Annotated in this window: 15 protein-coding genes; 8 read left to right on the plus strand and 7 right to left on the minus strand. The window is 45.3% G+C overall.

The genetic code is table 11. The features are described 5' to 3' along the window. Window positions 1–17: 17 nt before the first annotated feature. On the minus strand, window positions 18–899 hold the full coding sequence (gene ispA, locus M0413_RS00820; RefSeq protein ID WP_037425840.1) for a (2E,6E)-farnesyl diphosphate synthase: 882 nt from the start codon (window positions 897–899) through the stop codon (window positions 18–20). Between the two features lie 2 nt (window positions 900–901). Next, the gene (gene xseB, locus M0413_RS00825) at window positions 902–1,141 is read right to left on the minus strand and encodes an exodeoxyribonuclease VII small subunit (RefSeq protein WP_011623480.1); all 240 of its coding nucleotides are present in this window, start codon (window positions 1,139–1,141) and stop codon (window positions 902–904) included. Window positions 1,142–1,455: 314 nt separating this feature from the next. On the opposite strand from xseB, the gene pomA reads away from it, so the two are divergent. From pomA to thiI, 3 genes are all read left to right on the plus strand, one after another. Beyond that, window positions 1,456–2,223, plus strand: a complete 768-nt coding sequence (pomA, locus tag M0413_RS00830; protein WP_047535853.1) for a flagellar motor protein PomA — start codon at window positions 1,456–1,458, stop codon at window positions 2,221–2,223. A gap of 3 nt (window positions 2,224–2,226) precedes the next feature. Next, complete coding sequence (locus M0413_RS00835; protein ID WP_037425837.1) at window positions 2,227–3,147, plus strand: flagellar motor protein MotB; 921 nt, start codon at window positions 2,227–2,229, stop codon at window positions 3,145–3,147. 216 nt (window positions 3,148–3,363) lie between these two features. Further along, window positions 3,364–4,818 carry a tRNA uracil 4-sulfurtransferase ThiI gene (gene thiI / locus M0413_RS00840; RefSeq protein ID WP_037425834.1) on the plus strand — a complete coding sequence of 485 codons (1,455 nt, stop codon included), beginning with the start codon at window positions 3,364–3,366 and terminating at the stop codon, window positions 4,816–4,818. A 130-nt stretch (window positions 4,819–4,948) separates the two neighbouring features. On the opposite strand, the gene M0413_RS00845 is transcribed toward thiI, so the two are convergent. After that, the gene (locus M0413_RS00845; RefSeq protein WP_037416521.1) at window positions 4,949–5,182 is read right to left on the minus strand and encodes a hypothetical protein; all 234 of its coding nucleotides are present in this window, start codon (window positions 5,180–5,182) and stop codon (window positions 4,949–4,951) included. A gap of 176 nt (window positions 5,183–5,358) precedes the next feature. On the opposite strand from M0413_RS00845, the gene M0413_RS00850 reads away from it, so the two are divergent. The 4 genes from M0413_RS00850 to rlmM all read left to right on the plus strand — a co-directional run bounded on the left by M0413_RS00850 (window position 5,359) and on the right by rlmM (window position 8,641). Then, window positions 5,359–6,270 (plus strand): transcriptional regulator GcvA, encoded by a 912-nt coding sequence (locus M0413_RS00850; protein ID WP_037416523.1) that lies wholly within the window; start codon window positions 5,359–5,361, stop codon window positions 6,268–6,270. After that, on the plus strand, window positions 6,251–6,916 hold the full coding sequence (locus tag M0413_RS00855) for an alpha/beta fold hydrolase (protein WP_069454567.1): 666 nt from the start codon (window positions 6,251–6,253) through the stop codon (window positions 6,914–6,916). The genes M0413_RS00850 and M0413_RS00855 overlap by 20 nt, the downstream gene beginning before the upstream one ends. Before the next feature lie 93 nt (window positions 6,917–7,009). Beyond that, a complete protein-coding gene (locus M0413_RS00860) occupies window positions 7,010–7,402 on the plus strand; it encodes a DUF423 domain-containing protein (RefSeq protein WP_037416529.1) in 393 nt (130 codons plus the stop codon). Between the two features lie 153 nt (window positions 7,403–7,555). Continuing rightward, on the plus strand, window positions 7,556–8,641 hold the full coding sequence (rlmM, locus tag M0413_RS00865; RefSeq protein ID WP_037416532.1) for a 23S rRNA (cytidine(2498)-2'-O)-methyltransferase RlmM: 1,086 nt from the start codon (window positions 7,556–7,558) through the stop codon (window positions 8,639–8,641). A 131-nt stretch (window positions 8,642–8,772) separates the two neighbouring features. Here the strand turns inward: rlmM and M0413_RS00870 are convergent, their stop codons facing one another. Beyond that, complete coding sequence (locus tag M0413_RS00870; RefSeq protein WP_249552818.1) at window positions 8,773–9,783, minus strand: isocitrate dehydrogenase; 1,011 nt, start codon at window positions 9,781–9,783, stop codon at window positions 8,773–8,775. Window positions 9,784–10,037: 254 nt separating this feature from the next. On the opposite strand from M0413_RS00870, the gene M0413_RS00875 reads away from it, so the two are divergent. Further along, window positions 10,038–12,854 (plus strand): S9 family peptidase, encoded by a 2,817-nt coding sequence (locus tag M0413_RS00875; RefSeq protein ID WP_249552820.1) that lies wholly within the window; start codon window positions 10,038–10,040, stop codon window positions 12,852–12,854. A 467-nt stretch (window positions 12,855–13,321) separates the two neighbouring features. Here the strand turns inward: M0413_RS00875 and M0413_RS00880 are convergent, their stop codons facing one another. The 3 genes from M0413_RS00880 to M0413_RS00890 all read right to left on the minus strand — a co-directional run bounded on the left by M0413_RS00880 (window position 13,322) and on the right by M0413_RS00890 (window position 16,747). Continuing rightward, entirely contained in the window at window positions 13,322–14,005 is a 684-nt protein-coding gene (locus tag M0413_RS00880) for a cold-shock protein (protein WP_011716017.1), read from the minus strand. A gap of 161 nt (window positions 14,006–14,166) precedes the next feature. Next, window positions 14,167–15,789, minus strand: coding sequence for a hypothetical protein (locus M0413_RS00885; RefSeq protein WP_249552822.1), 1,623 nt, complete (start codon window positions 15,787–15,789; stop codon window positions 14,167–14,169). A gap of 529 nt (window positions 15,790–16,318) precedes the next feature. Continuing rightward, the gene (locus tag M0413_RS00890; RefSeq protein WP_037416564.1) at window positions 16,319–16,747 is read right to left on the minus strand and encodes a DUF3192 domain-containing protein; all 429 of its coding nucleotides are present in this window, start codon (window positions 16,745–16,747) and stop codon (window positions 16,319–16,321) included. Window positions 16,748–16,797 lie beyond the last annotated feature (50 nt).

Here is a 16,797-nt window from a genome sequence, read left to right on the forward strand (position 1 = left end):
AGATACTTCGTCTCTTTTTATATTCTTCGCTCAATAATATAGCGGGCGAAGTCTGCAATTAACTGGCTATTGTATGGCAATTTAGCCAGCGCTGATAGTGCCTCTTGGATCAGTTGCGCGGCGGTATCTTTTGCGCCTTGCAGTCCAAGTAGTTGCGGAAAAGTACTCTTATTTGACTCGGCATCTGAGCCTTGAGGTTTGCCGAGTTCTTCCGTGGTGGCAATAATGTCCAGAATATCGTCTTGGACTTGGAAGGCAAGTCCTACGGCATGGGCAAATTCCATCATAGTCTGATATTGATCTTTTGGCGCGTTCGCGGCGATCAAGGCTAACTCAACGGCGCAGCTGATCAGCGCCCCTGTTTTCATATTATGCAGTTGAGTTAATGCTTTAAGATCAATGTGCTTATCGGTGGAGGCTAAGTCGATGGCTTGACCGCCGCACATCCCCCGATAACCAGAGGCTTTTGCCAATGCTCTGACCATAGCGATATGTTGCTCGCTGGTAATCCCTGGCACGGCTTCAGTCACAATCTCAAAAGCTAAAGTTTGTAGTGCATCCCCAGCAAGAATTGCGGTGGCTTCATCGAAAGCGATATGCACTGTGGGTTGACCACGGCGAAGTGCATCATCATCCATAGCGGGTAAATCGTCATGGATTAACGAATAGGCGTGGATGCATTCAATCGCGGCGGCGCAGGCATCGAGTTTTTCAAGTGCTACGCCAAACATTTGCCCGACACTGTAAACCAAGAAGGGACGAATGCGTTTTCCCCCTAAAAGGGCGCCATGGGTCATCGCGGCTTTTAACTGAGGAGCTGTATCTTCGAGTGTACTAAAACGTTGTTTTAATTGGTTATCAACTCGTTGTTGATATTCTTTTATTGCATTGACTAACACGCTTATTCGCCCTCAACGGCATAGGGAGAGAGGGGCGCATTTTCATCCTGCTTGAGTAAAATGGCCACTTTTTGCTGAGCTTGTTCAAGTTTTGCCTGGCTGTTACGCACCAGATTGATGCCTCGTTCAAATTGTTTTAACGCATCATCGAGAGAGACATCGCCCTGCTCTAACTCAGCAACGATGCGCTCGAGTTCACCAAGGGATTCTTCAAAACTGAGATTTTCGGGTTTCTTTGCCACGTTAATAATTCCTTTGAAAGAGCGGACACAAGGTATATCAGGGCGGCTCAAGGGTCAAATTCAGTCGATGGATATTTGCTCGATAGCACGCTTTGTTGCTGAATTTTTTTCAGAAAATAGAAATTGCCGCTAAACTTGCTTAGAGCTTGTCCGATAAATGACAATAGTAGCATTATGCTTATAATCATCTTAAGACATCATAAAATAAGGCTTGGGTTAAGACCAAAGTGTTAACCGTTGACGGATGACATTTAGTGTTATTTTGCCAATAGAGTCAGTATCATGTCGTTTATACAGAATATTGAGGAGCCGTTGTGGATTTAGCTACAGTTATTGGACTAGTCGGGAGCTTTGGTTTTATCCTTTGGGCCATGGTAACCAGCGGCGGCATTGCAATTTTTATCGACATTCCTTCCGTCTTTATCGTGTTTGGTGGTTCCTTCTTTGTCGTGATGATGAAATTCAATTTAAAACAGTTTTTAGGTGCGGTAAAAATCGCAGTAAAAGCCTTTATGTTTAAAATTGATAAACCTGAAGATCTTATCGAACAATCAGTGACGATGGCTGATGCGGCGCGTAAAGGTGGATTTCTTGCTCTTGAAGAAGCACAAATTTCCAACAGTTTTATGCAAAAAGCCGTCGATATGTTAGTGGATGGTCATGACGGTGAGGTGGTACGTGCCGCGCTTGAAAAAGATATCGCCCTCACCGAAGAGCGCCATCGCAACGGCATCGCCATTTTCCGGGCTTTTGGTGACGTAGGACCCGCGATGGGGATGATTGGTACCCTAGTGGGCTTGGTGGCGATGTTATCCAATATGTCGGACCCGAAATCGATTGGCCCTTCAATGGCGGTTGCGTTGTTAACTACCCTATATGGTGCGGTAGTGGCTAACATGGTGTGTATTCCTATCGCCGATAAATTAAGCCTTAGAATGGGTGAGGAAATGCTAAACCGTAACTTGATTATGGATGCGGTATTGGCGATTCAAGATGGCCAAAACCCTCGAGTAATTGAAGGCTTTTTGAAGAACTATCTTGCTGAAAAACAGCGGAAAATCGATACAACGGACGGAGAGTAGCCCATGGCTAAGTGCAACTGTCCACCGCCCGGAGCACCACTCTGGTTGGCAACATTTGCCGATTTGATGTCCCTCTTGATGTGTTTCTTCGTGTTGCTGCTGTCATTCTCCGAAATGGATGTGATGAAGTTTAAGCAGATCGCAGGTTCGATGAAGTATGCATTTGGGGTGCAAAACAAAGTCGAAGTTAAAGATATTCCTAAGGGGACCTCGGTGATTGCCCTCGAGTTCCGTCCTGGTCGTCCCGATCCCACGCCGATTGAGATCATCAACCAACAAACCAATGAAATGACCGAACCCACGTTGGATTTCCAAGCGGGGGAAGATGATAGTGCGGGTGGGGTACAACAACAGAACGGTTCGCAGCGAGGTGGTGAAGCAACGGCCACTGCTCAAGAAACCGCTGATGCGGTGAAGGCCGAGGCTGCGGCAGCGCAGGATAAGATCAATCAGCAAGTGAAAAAAATGGCGCAGGAGCTCAATAAAGAGATCACTGATGGGGCGATTGAAATTGAGTCACTTGGACAGCAAATTATTATTCGCATCCGTGAAAAAGGTTCATTTGCCTCAGGCTCTGGTTTCCTACAACCGCGATTTAAACCAGTGGTGCGCTCGGTCGGTGAGTTGCTCAAAGATGTGCCGGGAATTATCACCGTATCGGGTTACACCGACGATATGCAGATAAGTGATGAGCTCTATAGCTCAAACTGGGATCTCTCCAGTAAACGTGCTGTAGCTGTGGCTGATGTGTTATTGCAGGTCAAGGGTTTTGATCCTAAACGGATGAAAGTGGTCGGTATGGCCTCAAATAATCCAATTGTCCTAAATGATTCGCCTGAAAATCGTGCGCGAAATCGTCGAGTTGAGATTGCGATTGAACAAGGTAAAGCAAAAGAATCCGAAGAAATTCAAGTAGGTAAATAGTTTTTAATCCAAATCAGTTATTTGATAAAAACGCCGTGACTTGCTCACGGCTTTTTTATTTGGGCTTTTTTGACTATAAGTTCAACTGTGCGTAAGCGCACGCCACGAGCAGCCCTTGTGTGGAAACAGGTGCGCCAATCGCCGTGAGTTTGTTATAATCCGGCGATTATTCTTTTAACCAATTTTGCTGTTGCCAAAATTGCCCGCGGAAATCCCATGAAGTTTATTGTAAAGCTGTACCCAGAAATCATGATGAAGAGTAAGCCTGTGCGCATGCGCTTCACTAAAATGCTTGAAACCAACATCCGTAACGTGCTCAAAAAAGTTGATGAAGATGCTAAAGTGCAACGTCAATGGGACCGTATTTGGGTAAAGGTGCCAAATGATAAACCTGAATTAGCTCAGGCCTTTGGTGAGCGTTTAGCCTGTATCCCTGGGATCGCCCATGTAGTGCAAGTGGATGAATACAGCTTTACCTCTGTGGATGATATTTATCAGCAAGTGTTGCCCGTTTACCGTGACCAAATTGCCGGCAAAACCTTCTGTGTACGTGTCAAGCGCACTGGTAATCACGATTTTAACTCTATTGAAGTAGAGCGTTATGTCGGTGGTGGTTTAAACCAGTTTACCGATGCGATTGGCGTGCGCTTAAAGAACCCCGAAGTCACTGTTAACCTCGAAATCGAGGGCGATAAACTGTATATGGTGACTAAGCGTATCGAAGGCTTAGGCGGTTTCCCAATGGCAACGCAGGAAGATGTGTTGTCGTTAATTTCGGGCGGTTTTGACTCGGGCGTATCGAGTTATCAATTTATTAAGAAGGGCGCTCGTACCCATTACTGTTTCTTCAACCTAGGCGGCGCGCAGCACGAGATTGGCGTTAAGCAGGTTGCTTACCATTTGTGGAAAACCTATGGTGAATCCCACAAGGTGAAGTTTGTGTCCGTGCCGTTTGAGCCTGTGGTGGCCGAGATTTTAGAGAAAATCGACAACGGTCAAATGGGCGTGGTGCTCAAGCGTATGATGATGCGCACCGCTGCACGTATTGCCGAGCGTATGGGCATTCAGGCGATTGTAACAGGTGAAAGCTTGGGTCAAGTGTCGAGCCAAACCTTAACCAACTTAAACGTGATTGATCGTTGCACCGATATGTTGATTTTGCGTCCGCTGATCACTATGGATAAGCAAGATATTATCAATGAATGCCGTCGTATCGGCACCGAAGATTTTGCTAAGTCTATGCCGGAATATTGCGGGGTGATTTCACAAAAGCCGACTGTTAAAGCGGTACTGGCTAAGGTTGAGGCCGAAGAGACCAAATTCTCTGAGGACTTGATTGACCGTATCGTAGAGCAAGCCGTGGCCATTGATATCCGGGAGATAGCAGAACAAATGAATACCCGTATCACTGAAACTGAGACCGTTGTTGCTATCGACACCAATGAAGTGGTGATTGATATTCGCGCCCCAGAGGAAGAAGAGAATAAACCGCTGGAGATTGAAGGCGTGGAAATCAAGCGCATTCCTTTCTTCAAATTAGCGACTCAGTTTGCCGATCTCGATAAGCAAAAGACTTACCTGCTGTACTGTGAGCGTGGCGTGATGAGTAAATTACAGGCACTTTACCTGATTGAGCAAGGTTATCACAATGTTAAGGTTTACCGCCCTTAAGCGATAACCAGCAAAGCGTATGCAAGGTCAAGCCTCAGGTTTGACCTTGATATGCAGCAATCTACGGGATTACGAATACAAAAAAGCCGCATTGGAATGCGGTTTTTATGTTATTGCGAAGCAGTGCAATTTACTCGGTTTTGACCACTTGCTGTGCTGGTAGCACCTCATCGGCAATCAATAAGGTGGGATCTTGCAGTGCTTCTTGGTGCATTTTTTCCATCGTTGCCGTCAGTTCGGCATTGATACTTGTTTGTAAATCACTGGTGTCGATAATAATTTCGGCATTGATAACATTAGCGTAGACATTGGCACTGAGTGCGCTGACTAACACTAACGCAAAAGCAGATTTTAAATTGAACATAGTCGCCTCCGGGCTGACAAAGTATTGCTGTCAGACATTCCCATCACCCGTTCGAGATTGTCCAACTCATGTGTTTCGTTGGCGCAAAATTTAATCAAAAATGCTGGCCTTTACAAACGATTAAATGTAACAATACGGATTAGAAAAACTAATTAAAAATTGAGATAGAGATCACTATGTCAAGACGCTTACCACCACTGAATGCGGTTAAAGCATTTGAGGCCGCCGCACGGCATTTGAGCTTTACTCGAGCGGCTGAAGAATTGTTTGTGACTCAGGCTGCGGTGAGTCATCAAATTAAAGCGCTGGAAGATTTTCTCGGATTAAAATTATTTCGCCGAAAAAATCGTTCACTGCTGCTAACCGAGGAAGGCCAGAGTTATTTTCTCGATATTAAGGACATCTTTATTCAATTGGCTGATGCGACCGATAGGCTGCTCGCACGTAGTGCTATTGGTTCGTTGACCGTGAGCATGTCGCCAAGCTTTGCGATTCAGTGGCTGGTGCCGCGTCTGTCCAAGTTTAGTGAAAAGAATCCTGATATTGACGTACGGATCAAGGCGGTGGACACAGAGGCCAGTTCCTTAACTGACGATGTTGATGTCGCGATCTATTATGGTTTAGGCAATTGGCCTGGGCTGCGGGCCGATAAACTTCGCAATGAAGTGCTTATTCCTGTGTGTTCACCCATGCTGTTAAATGGCCCTAAGCCGCTGTCAAAGCCGGAAGATTTAAAACACCATACATTGCTACACGATATGAGTCGCCACGATTGGCAGGCGTGGTTTAGACAATGCGGTATTACCGATATCAATGTGAACCAAGGTCCAATTTTCAGTCATTCTTCCCTCGTCTTGCAGGCGGCGGCTCATGGTCAAGGTGTGGCGTTAGGTTATAGCGTGTTGGCTCGGCCCGATATTAAAGCGGGACGACTGGTATGCCCATTCCAAGAAGTGTTAGTGAGCAAAGATGCTTACTACCTCGTATGCCAACAGAATCATGCCGAGCTGGGTAAAGTGGTCGCGTTTCGTGAGTGGATGTTAGATATGTTTGCCGAGGAGTCACGCAGTGAGTTGTTGCCCGGATAATCCCTCGGTAAATGTTGCACTAAGTGCCCATGTGTTAGAAGGTGAACCCTCAGAGATCTTGATTTTATTTGCCCATGGCGCGGGAGCGAATCGAGACTCAGACTTTATGTGCCAAATGGCAGCAGGTCTTGTCACCAAGGGCTTTCAAGTGATGCGTTTTAACTTTCCCTACATGCAGGCTAATGCCATGGATGGTAAAAAGCGACCGCCAGACAGGGCTCCAAAGCTGCTTGCCTGTTTTAGCGAGATGCTCGATGTGGCGCACGCTCAGCCTAAGGTTAAGCGGGTGGTCTTGATGGGCAAATCCATGGGCGGACGCATGGCGGCGTTACTTGCTTGTGATAGCGTACAAGCCAGCCGTATCGATAGGGTTATTTGTTTAGGTTATCCCTTTATTCCGCTTAAGGGCGGTGAGCCTAGGTTGGAACCCCTGAACGACTGCCAAGTGCCCGTGTTAGTGCTGCAAGGGGAGCGGGATAAGTTTGGCGGTAAGATGCAAATCCCTAGTTGGCCACTTAACAATGATATTCAAATTGAATACTTAGCCGATGGGGATCATAGTTTTGTCCCAAGAAAGTCGTCAGGTACGACTGAAGCGGCTAACCTTGCACTGGCTGTTGATTTATCAGCAAAATTTATTGGCTAATGTTTCTTCTTGATATGACGTAAAGTGCTCAGAGCCTGGATTAACGGCTCGGGCGTCATCCGTTGTAAAGCCTATTGGTTTTTGGAGGTTAAAATGCGTAAAGGATTGTTGTTACTCGCCGCGGTAAGCGGATTTTTTGCGGTCGCGCTAGGTGCTTTTGGTGCCCACGGTTTAAAAGCCGTGGCGCCCCCAGAGTTGATTGAAGTGTTTAATCTTGGGGTGCAATACCACTTCTACCATACCTTTGCCTTGATTGTGGTTGCTTTTGCGGGGCAGTGGTTAACCTCACGTTTACTCGATTGGGCGGCGTATTTATTTATTGCGGGTATAGTGCTGTTTTCTGGCTCGCTCTACGGTTTGGCGCTGGTCGGCAGCAAATGGTTTGGCCCTATCACGCCGATGGGCGGCGGCTGTTTCCTCTTAGGTTGGTTATTGCTGGCCGCGGCCGTATGGCGCCATAAAGTGGTGGATGGTAACGAGTCATAATGCTTGTATGGCGCAGCCACTGCGCCGTGCGTCCACGCAGCCAATAGCACAAAAGCCCGATAGCAAATCGGGCTTTTGTGTATTGAAATTGCTATACTGGCGCCCAAATCGATAGTCGGCCATGTTTATGGCTTGGATTTCTTAAGGATCTCCATGAAAAACCTATTTTTATTTTGCCGTGCAGGCTATGAGAAAGAATGCGCAGCAGAAATCCAACAGCGAGCGGCTGAGCTCAATGTGGGTGGCTTTGTTAAGGCCAACAATAACGATGCCTATGTGGTATACCAATGTTTTGACGATGATGGCGGCGATACCTTGGCTAAGCAGCTGTCGTTAGATTCGCTGATCTTTGCTCGTCAGATGTTTGCCGCGAGTGAACTGCTAGCCGATTTGCCCGAGTCTGACCGTGTCAGCCCGATTGTGGCAGCGCTCAGTGAGGTGAGTAAAGCGGGCGAGCTGAGGGTTGAAACCCCTGATACCAATGAAGCAAAAGAGCTGTCGGCATTTTGCCGTAAGTTTACTGTGCCTTTACGCCAGCATTTGAAAAAATCCGGTAGTTTACTCGCTCAGGAAAACCCTAAGCGTCCGATTATTCATGTGTGTTTTGTTGGCCCAGGACGCGCCTACGTTGGTTATTCCTTCAGCAACAACAGCTCACCCTATTTTATGGGGATCCCGCGCCTGAAAATGGCCGCCGATGCACCAAGTCGTTCAAGCCTGAAACTCGATGAAGCATTCGCGCAGTTTGTGCCTAAAGAAGCGCAAGAAGAGCGGGTTCGCAGCGGCATGAATGCGGTGGACTTAGGCGCTTGCCCAGGTGGCTGGACCTATCAGTTAGTGCGTCGTGGCATGATGGTCTCCGCGGTCGATAATGGCCCAATGAACGAAAAACTGATGGAAACCGGACAAGTGAAACATTTCCGTGAGGATGGTTTCCGCTTCGAGCCACAGCGTAAAAACATTTATTGGTTAGTGTGTGACATGGTTGAAAAACCGGCGCGTGTAGCCGAGCTGATTGAGGCTTGGGCCATCAATGGCTGGTTTAAAGAAGCCATTTTCAACCTCAAGCTGCCGATGAAGAGCCGTTATAAAGAAGTGATGGCGATTTTGAATACCATGCAGGAAATCCTCAAGGAAAACGGCATCAACGAATTCCAGTTGCAGTGTAAGCATTTATACCATGACCGCGATGAGGTGACGGTGCACTTATGGCTTAAGCCTAGCCAGCCTTGGAACTAATCTACGGTTTTTTACCGTTCTGTTAGTCAGTGAAGCCCCAAGTCATGTTTGGGGCTTTTTATTTGGCTGTTCTGCTAGGGCGGCCATAAAAAACGCACCCTAAGGTGCGTTTTTTGTTTCGCGCAAAGCGATTATGACAGACGGTCAAGCACCGCTTGAGTGAAGTCAGTCGTACCGTGGGTGCCGCCTAAATCGCGAGTCGTACGGTCGCCTTCTTCAATCACTGCCGATACGGCTTTACGGATCATGTCGGCTTTATCAGCCATGCCTAAGTATTCCAGCATTTGGATAGAGGCTAAGATCACAGAGGTTGGGTTTGCGAGGTTTTTACCCGCGATATCTGGCGCGCTGCCGTGAACCGCTTCGAAAATCGCTGCATCACGGCCAATGTTGGCGCCGGGTGCCATACCTAAACCACCGACTAAACCGGCACACAGATCCGACAGAATGTCACCAAACAGGTTGGTGGTCACGATGACGTCGAAGTTTTCTGGGTTCATCACTAACTTCATGCAAGTCGCATCGACGATCATTTCTTCGGTTTTGATGTCTGGGTAGCGTTGGCTCACTTCACGGGCCACTTTCAGGAACAGACCTGAAGTTGACTTCATGATGTTTGCTTTGTGCACGATAGTGACTTTCTTGCGGTTTTCTTTACGGGCCAGTTCGTAGGCGAAGGTCGCGATTTGCTCAGCGCCTTGGCGAGTGACGATACTAGTCGCTTCTGCGGTGCTGCCGTCTTCTGACACTTTTTGACCGTGGCCTGAGTACATGCCTTCGGTGTTTTCACGCACTGTGATGATATCAATGTTTTCATAACGGGCTTGAGTGCCTTTGAAAGACAACACTGGGCGCACGTTCGCGTACAGGCCGAATTTCTTACGTAATGTCACGTTGATAGAGGTAAAACCTTCGCCTACAGGCGTAGTTAGCGGGCCTTTGAGGGTGATGCGGTTTTTTTCGATCAGTTCTAAAGTACGCTGCGGAAGTAGTTCGCCTTGCTTCTCGAGAGCGGTTAAGCCTGCATCGGCAAATTCATATTTAAAATCACAACCTGCTTTATCAAGAATTTTTAAGGCTGAATCAATAATACTTGGGCCAATTCCATCACCTGGAATTACGGTTATCGTTCTTTTTGACATGGAGAAGTCCTTCCACGGTTCGTCGTTACTGCAATTGTCCGACCCGGGATCAGCCGGGTAACATGACTATGAATTTGGTGTTTTTTCTCACTATTATTTTAACCGTCTTTGGTCAAACTTCACAGGAAATAGTGAGCAATGTCACGATTTTTTATTGGGTAAAACTTGTAAAAATACTGGGTTATAACGATGATGGAGAGCCAATGGTTAAAAAAGTCTACTTTAGTCTAACAACTACATAAAAGAGGAAGACATTGAAGTTATTACCTATCACATCGCTAGTGCTGTTATCCCTCGGAATATTGCCGCATGCCCATGCTGAAACTAGCACTAAACCGCTTACCCTGACCGACATTATGCATTTTGAGTCCCTCGAAAAGCCCGTTATCGCTGACAATGGTCAGGTGCTGGCGGTTGAGGTGGCGCCGGATCGTGGCGATAGCCATGGTTTAATTAAAAATCTGCAATCAGGAAAAGACTTTCAGATTGAAGGCGGCTCAGATCCTATCGTGAGTCACACTGGCCGTTATGTGGCGATGGCCGTTAAGCCTAGTTTGCTTAAAGTTGAAACCAGCGATGCTAAAGCTAAGAAAAAGCTTAAGGCCGATATGGTGTTGCTCGATACCCAAACGGGCACGCAAACCAAATTTGAACGGGTAAAAGAATTTGTCTTTAGCGACGATGGCGCGCATTTAGCCATTTGGTTTGAAGCCGACGAAGAGGCCAAAAAAGACGCCAAAGAGAAAACCGAAGGCACTGATGATAAGCCCAAAGCCGAGAAGGTGAAGGTCGATAAGTTCGACCAAGGCCGTCGTTTGAGTTTAGTGAATTTGTCTTCACCATCGCAGCGGCTGGATCTGGAGCATGTGACCGCCTATCAGTTTGATAAAGACAGTCGCCGCTTGGCCGTCGCGGTTAATGATATCGAAGCAAAGCAACATCAATTACAACTAATTGATTTGAAAAACTACAAAAAATCAACGGTATTTGAGTCTCAAACCCAACAAATAGGCGCGCTAGCACTTTCAAAAAATGGTCGCTGGCTGGCCTTTACTCAGGGGGATGCGAGTGAATTACCCTATGGCCGCAGCTATCAGTTAAGCCTAGTCGATATCGCTTCGGGCAAAATTCGCCCTGTGCCAAACACTAAAGAGTGGACGTTAAATCGTTACGCCAGTTTAAACTTTTCATTAGACAGTGAACGGCTCTTCTTTGGCCGTGTGCCTGAGGTGAGCCAACAGCTCAGCCTGAAGAAAATCGCCGAAGAAAAAGATCTTTATGATAAAGAGATTGTGACTGGCCAGCGCGGGCTTAAGGTTTGGCATGGGGAAGATCCGCGGATTAAACCCCATGAAATCAAGCAATATGAAGCAGAGCAAAAGCGTACTTATTTAGCCGTGCTGCATTTAGGCTCTAACAATGTGGTGCAGCTTGGCGATAAAACGGTGCCGGATGTGGCCCTGTCACAGCACAAGCGTTATATGCTGGCAAGCTCTGACTTACCCTATCGCAAGATGATCACTTGGGCAGGGTTCTATCAAGATTATTACTTGGTGGATATCAACACGGGTCGCAAGTTGCCGCTGTTAACCCAACAACCCAGTGATGCTGAGCCAAGCTTATCGGGCGACGGTAAATATGTGGCCTATTATCAGCAAGGTCATGTGTATTTATACGATATTGCCGAAGGTCGCCGCACTAATCTGACCCAGTCTTTAAAGGTGAGTTTTGCCGATGAAGATCATGATTCTCCCTCCAATGCGCCGGGTTATGGTTTTGGCCCTTGGCTTAAGAACGATGCCGGCTTCCTCGTCTACGACAAATACGATGTGTGGCAGTTTAACACCGCATCGAAAACGGGTTTTGCCTTAACCGCAGGGCAGGGACGCGCTCAAAAAATTCAATATCGTGTCGAAGGTTTAGTCGATAATCCCGATGAGCCAACCACATTGGCCTACAACGCTACTGTGCTGCTGCATGGTTACAGCGACAAAACTAAGGCCGATGGTTTTTATCAAGCGACCCTTGGCGAAGCGGGCGTTAAGACCCTGATGGAAGGCGAGTATAAATTAACTGTGCTTGGGCGCAGTAAAGATGCCGATACCTTGGTGTTTTCTAAGGAGCGATTTGATCTCTTCCCCGATTTATACACCGCAAGCTATCAAGCGCCACAACAAGCAGTGAAGCAAACCGATTTTGATAAGCAGCGCCAAGCTTTTAATTGGAGCCAAGCTGAATTAGTGCATTGGATCAATGGTGATGGTAAACCCCTCGATGGTGTGTTGATAAAACCGACCAACTATCAAGCGGGCGAGCGTTATCCTGTGCTGGTGTACTACTATGAATTGATGACCGACAGACTGCATGCCTTCCCGCAAATGAAGGTCAACCATAGACCCAACTTTGCTTGGTATGTGAATAACGGTTATGCGGTATTTTTGCCGGATATTCGTTTCGATATCGGTTATCCCGGTGCCAGCTCAGTACAAACATTGACCTCGGGTGTGCAAAAGCTTATCGATATGGGCGTTGCCGATGCTAACGCCATTGGTTTACAAGGACATTCTTGGAGTGGTTATCAAACGGCCTTTGCCATCACCCAAACTAAGATGTTTAAAGCCGCGGTGGCTGGTGCGCCAGTGGCGAATATGACCAGCGCCTACAGCGGTATTCGCCATGGCACCGGCATTGCACGCCAATTCCAATACGAAACAGGCCAAAGCCGCATAGGTGCAAGTTTATTTGCAGCGCCACAAAAATACATTGAGAACTCGCCCGTGTTTTATGCCGATCGCATTAAAACGCCGTTGATGATCATGTTTGGCGATAAAGACGATGCGGTGCCCTGGGAGCAAGGTGTTGAAATGTACTTAGCGATGCGCCGTGCGGGTAAAGATGTGGTGTTTTTACAATATGAAGATGAACCCCATCATCTGAAGAAATACCCTAATAAGCTCGATTACAGTATTCGGATGATGGAATATTTCGACCATTATCTTAAAGGCAAACCCGCACCAGCCTGGTTAAGCCAAGGCGAAGCCTATGTCGAATATAAAGCCGATGATGAGTAATCTTCTGTTTTAGGTTTATCTATAAGTAAAACGCCACCGTAAGGTGGCGTTTTTTATGGCAAAAAGGGCGCGAGCTAGCTCATTGAAGTAGTCCTTTTATCCCCTTGGAATTACCATGGCTCACCTGTTTAGCATTAGCGTAGTCTGTATGTTTTAAAGAAATATGTGTCTCGCTTTGGGACAAAAGCGATTAATCTTTTTATCTATTTATGGAGTTTATTGTCATTGTTTCCCCAGTGACTCGCCGTGAATATATCCCTATAGGCTCGACGGCGACATCCATGTCGCCAACGGTCACTGGTACCCCAATGCCAATTTTAACTACCCATTTGCGATATGGACGTAAAAAGCAAAGGGACAAAAGCGCGTTACATATTTTGCTAATTTAGCTTGCGGAGAATTATCAGAAGTATGGCAAAACCTCCAGTCCAGTGACCATTGTTTGTTAACCACTACACCTCCTTACATTAACGCTCCATACTTGCATACGAACGGAAAGCTCCAGCTCTTGCGTTAGAACCCGCGTTATGTAGACCTAAAGCTTGGCAAACCTGCTTGTAGTACTGAGGGTCAATAGCTGCCCCAAAGTTCCATGACATCTCGCCATCGTGCATAGTCAAGTCGCCTGTTAGTGTTGGATATTTAGTCCACAGCTTATTAGCCCGAATCCATGCTGACAATTGTCCACTAGTTGAGAACCCTTGGCTACGTGCAGCTACAATCAGGGCATTGAGTTCAGAATCACGAACTTCACGTGCTTTACGAAGAGCCTCTTGCTGAATGCGCTCCTCAGCTTCACGAGCACGTTTCTCTGCTTTAGCTGCTTCATAGATCTTAATATTCTCCGCTACTTGTTTAATGAACTCGGCGTTACCTTCACGAATATCTTGAGGGATGTCGGATAGCTTGATCCACATCTGCTTAACGGCCTCGCCTTTACGAGTAGTTTCTGTAGTGAGCCAGAAGCATAGGTCTTCTTGAGGTGTAGCTGATTTCAGTGTGGATTCAAACTTCTTAGCCTGTTTGATGTGAAAGAACACTTCTTTAGAACCTATGATTGCATGGTGAATGAATTTACATTCCGAGAAGATGAAACCGAAGCCACGATCGTCTTTGTAATTTTTGATCTTACCGAATTTAAGTTGTTGCATAATAACTACCCTTTCAATTCACAGGCCCCGCGAGTAAGGTTCGGGACAGAACCTTGCCCGTGAATTTGCTAAATTAGAAGCCAATACATAACTTTTTGTAACGCAAAGTCTGCTCGATTTGTTTGTAACCACTAATTTGATAAAGTTACGAGTTGAGCTTTTTATGCTTTCGTACTTGCATATACATAAAGAACTGTGTGCAAGCATGAAATCAAAACGGTTCTGCTTTGACTGCTACTTTGGTCATTCATATCACCATCTTTATAGGAATGATGTGCGAAGTAGTTTCTAGATGCGATGAACTTTAGTGTTTGAGTGAGAAAGTAACGTTGTTCCTTAGACCATCTTTGGCCTACTGAGACTGAATCTATTTTATGGAAAATATCTTCAGGTGTATGTCTCAAGCTAGTAAGATCCCAACAATCTTTCCCTGTAATAGCTTCATATACTACCTTCGATTTTGTATCTGCTACATGCGCGGCTAGTAACTTAATGGCTTTCTTTAAATCATCTTCAGATTCTGCGTACTTGTTGAGCAATATGCTTTTTATTAAGATCTCTGTTCTTATTGTCAAGACTAGCAAGTTGTCTAGAATTCGTGGCTGAACGAGGTGTACATTGCTTTTCGAGTTAAGTGTGTAATGCAGATCATGAAAACTTCGAATCCACGGATAGAAACTAGGGAGTAACTCTAATTCGTTATACCAAGAGCCTAAATCTTGCTTATCCAGCAATTTATCTATTGATGATAAGTAAACTGGGGTATATCGAGAAAAAGTCTCTTTAAACTTCAACTCTTCAAAATCTAAAACATCTGCTAATTGAGAATGGCGTTCTCTCATACGACTACGATATGACCATTTTTCTATAAGCTCACGTTCGTTTTCACCCAAATAAGTTAGCCACTCAAATAAGAAATATATGTCTTTTCGCAGTAATTCTAATGCTAACTCATAGCAATTTATTCCTTGAACTTTACTTTTATCTTCCCATAAAGAAAAAAGCTCTAGCAATAAAGTCATGTCAGATATAAGTTGATCTTTAGATGAATGTGTTAGATCCAAGACAAACAGGGACATTTCAGAGAATGTATTTCCAATTTTACCATCATCAAAAACAAACCTTGTATTAATAGTTCTATAGTTAGCAATACGCTTGAACGTTTGAGCGTATTTGGAAACCCAATGAGCGTTGACTTTATTATATTCTTTTTTAAAGTATTCAGTACCTGAGCGCTTATCGAGGTATTTCTCTATAAACATACAGTTAGTAATAGTTTCAAATATGATGTAAGAGCGCCAATACGCAAGGTAGTATTCGCATGAACGATAAGAGCGACCGTTAGGATGGTCTTTTAAATCAGGCTTTAGAGTGGTATCAGTTTTAAACACATTCACGAATATCTCTTTCAAAGAAGCATCGTAAGGGTGTATAAAATCAGTTAGTGATTCGTCTTGAAAATTTCTTATCAATACATCGTAATATGCAGCATTCTTTACTTGAGGATCTACACATTGTTTCCCTCCTATCGTTGGATAGTTCTCCCAGTCTAAAAAATACTTATCAGGCAAATTGACACAAAGTTCATAAGCACTAACATCGTTCGAAATTAAGTCTATCAACTTCAAGTTATAGGGAAGTCGCTTGATACCAAAATTATTGTTGATGTACGAGAAAAACTTGCTACCGCTACATAGTTGACGATTGTCATTGGTGTTATGGGCAGAAATGTTAAGGTAGTTTAAATAATAGTCACTATCACTATGCCTAATGCTTCGATGCATTTCCCTCTCCTTCATACGCCCGTTCACTACAAAATAGTAGCTTAAAATCAGATGGATAGCATTTCATCTTTACACTAATTGATATACAGGGCTAGAGTTGTACGCGCACTAGTCAACTTGGTCAACTCTACCTCGTGATACAGGCTAGATAACAAACAAAAGCTAGGGATAACTTTTCGTAGGGCAAACTCGCATTAACAAGATGTGAATGAGTAAAAGTACTAACGAGAAAAGGGGCAATTGCTTTTTAGCTGAACGACCGCTAGAGGGATAGTTAGGATTGGCATTGTTGTACCTGTGACCTTTTAAAACATCTAGGTTTTAGTAGAGCCCTTATGAATGCTTCTTGTGAAATAACAGGGTGGCGTGTCACAGGGGAAAATGACGCACACCTGACGATAAAGTTCTCTCGCTTTCAAGCTGTTCTGTAACATAAATGGCAATGTATTGATTTACAATGCCATTTTGGGAGATAGCTTAATAAGCTTTGGATATTTAGCTTAGGGATGATGGTGATATCAGAGCAAAATCAATTTTTGCTTGAGCTTTCGACCTCTTTGGCGGTGCGGCTAACAATATCTGTGCCGGCTTCGAGATACTGTTTATAGGTATCATCGCCCCAGGCCACGAGTTTATTGTCTTTAAAAATCAGCGGGGTGCATTCTTCTTTGCTGGTCACGCCATCGGATTTTTCATGGTGAGTACGATAAAAGAGCACTTGTAGCTGGCTATCCTTAAGGGATTTGGCCTCTGTAAAATCGGCCTTACCAAATAGGGTTTTGACGGCGGAAATATCTTGCCCGAGTGTTAAATCGTTTAATTTCTGGCTGTTATAGACTTGCCTATCTTCCCAATCCATTTCATCTGGAGTGGGCTCATATACGAGCACCACTACGGCGACGAAGGCGACATAGGCGGCAAATATGCTACCAATAATAACCGAGGTTTTTGATTTCATTGAATCTAATTCCTTTGCATATCCAATGTGTTATTTGGCAAATGAATAAA

The sequence above is a fragment of the Shewanella sp. 8A genome, assembly GCF_023475945.1.
GTDB classification, from domain to species: domain Bacteria; phylum Pseudomonadota; class Gammaproteobacteria; order Enterobacterales; family Shewanellaceae; genus Shewanella; species Shewanella xiamenensis.

What these genes read in the sequence shown, in the direction of transcription:
- M0413_RS00850 (WP_037416523.1), top strand. Translation starts at nt 5,359, where the DNA reads ATGTCAAGACGCTTACCACCACTGAATGCGGTTAAAGCATTTGAGGCC.
- rlmM (WP_037416532.1), top strand. Translation starts at nt 7,556, where the DNA reads ATGAAAAACCTATTTTTATTTTGCCGTGCAGGCTATGAGAAAGAATGC.
- M0413_RS00890 (WP_037416564.1), bottom strand. Translation starts at nt 16,747, where the DNA reads ATGAAATCAAAAACCTCGGTTATTATTGGTAGCATATTTGCCGCCTAT.
- M0413_RS00835 (WP_037425837.1), top strand. Translation starts at nt 2,227, where the DNA reads ATGGCTAAGTGCAACTGTCCACCGCCCGGAGCACCACTCTGGTTGGCA.
- M0413_RS00880 (WP_011716017.1), bottom strand. Translation starts at nt 14,005, where the DNA reads ATGCAACAACTTAAATTCGGTAAGATCAAAAATTACAAAGACGATCGT.
- thiI (WP_037425834.1), top strand. Translation starts at nt 3,364, where the DNA reads ATGAAGTTTATTGTAAAGCTGTACCCAGAAATCATGATGAAGAGTAAG.
- M0413_RS00870 (WP_249552818.1), bottom strand. Translation starts at nt 9,783, where the DNA reads ATGTCAAAAAGAACGATAACCGTAATTCCAGGTGATGGAATTGGCCCA.
- M0413_RS00860 (WP_037416529.1), top strand. Translation starts at nt 7,010, where the DNA reads ATGCGTAAAGGATTGTTGTTACTCGCCGCGGTAAGCGGATTTTTTGCG.
- M0413_RS00845 (WP_037416521.1), bottom strand. Translation starts at nt 5,182, where the DNA reads ATGTTCAATTTAAAATCTGCTTTTGCGTTAGTGTTAGTCAGCGCACTC.
- M0413_RS00885 (WP_249552822.1), bottom strand. Translation starts at nt 15,789, where the DNA reads ATGCATCGAAGCATTAGGCATAGTGATAGTGACTATTATTTAAACTAC.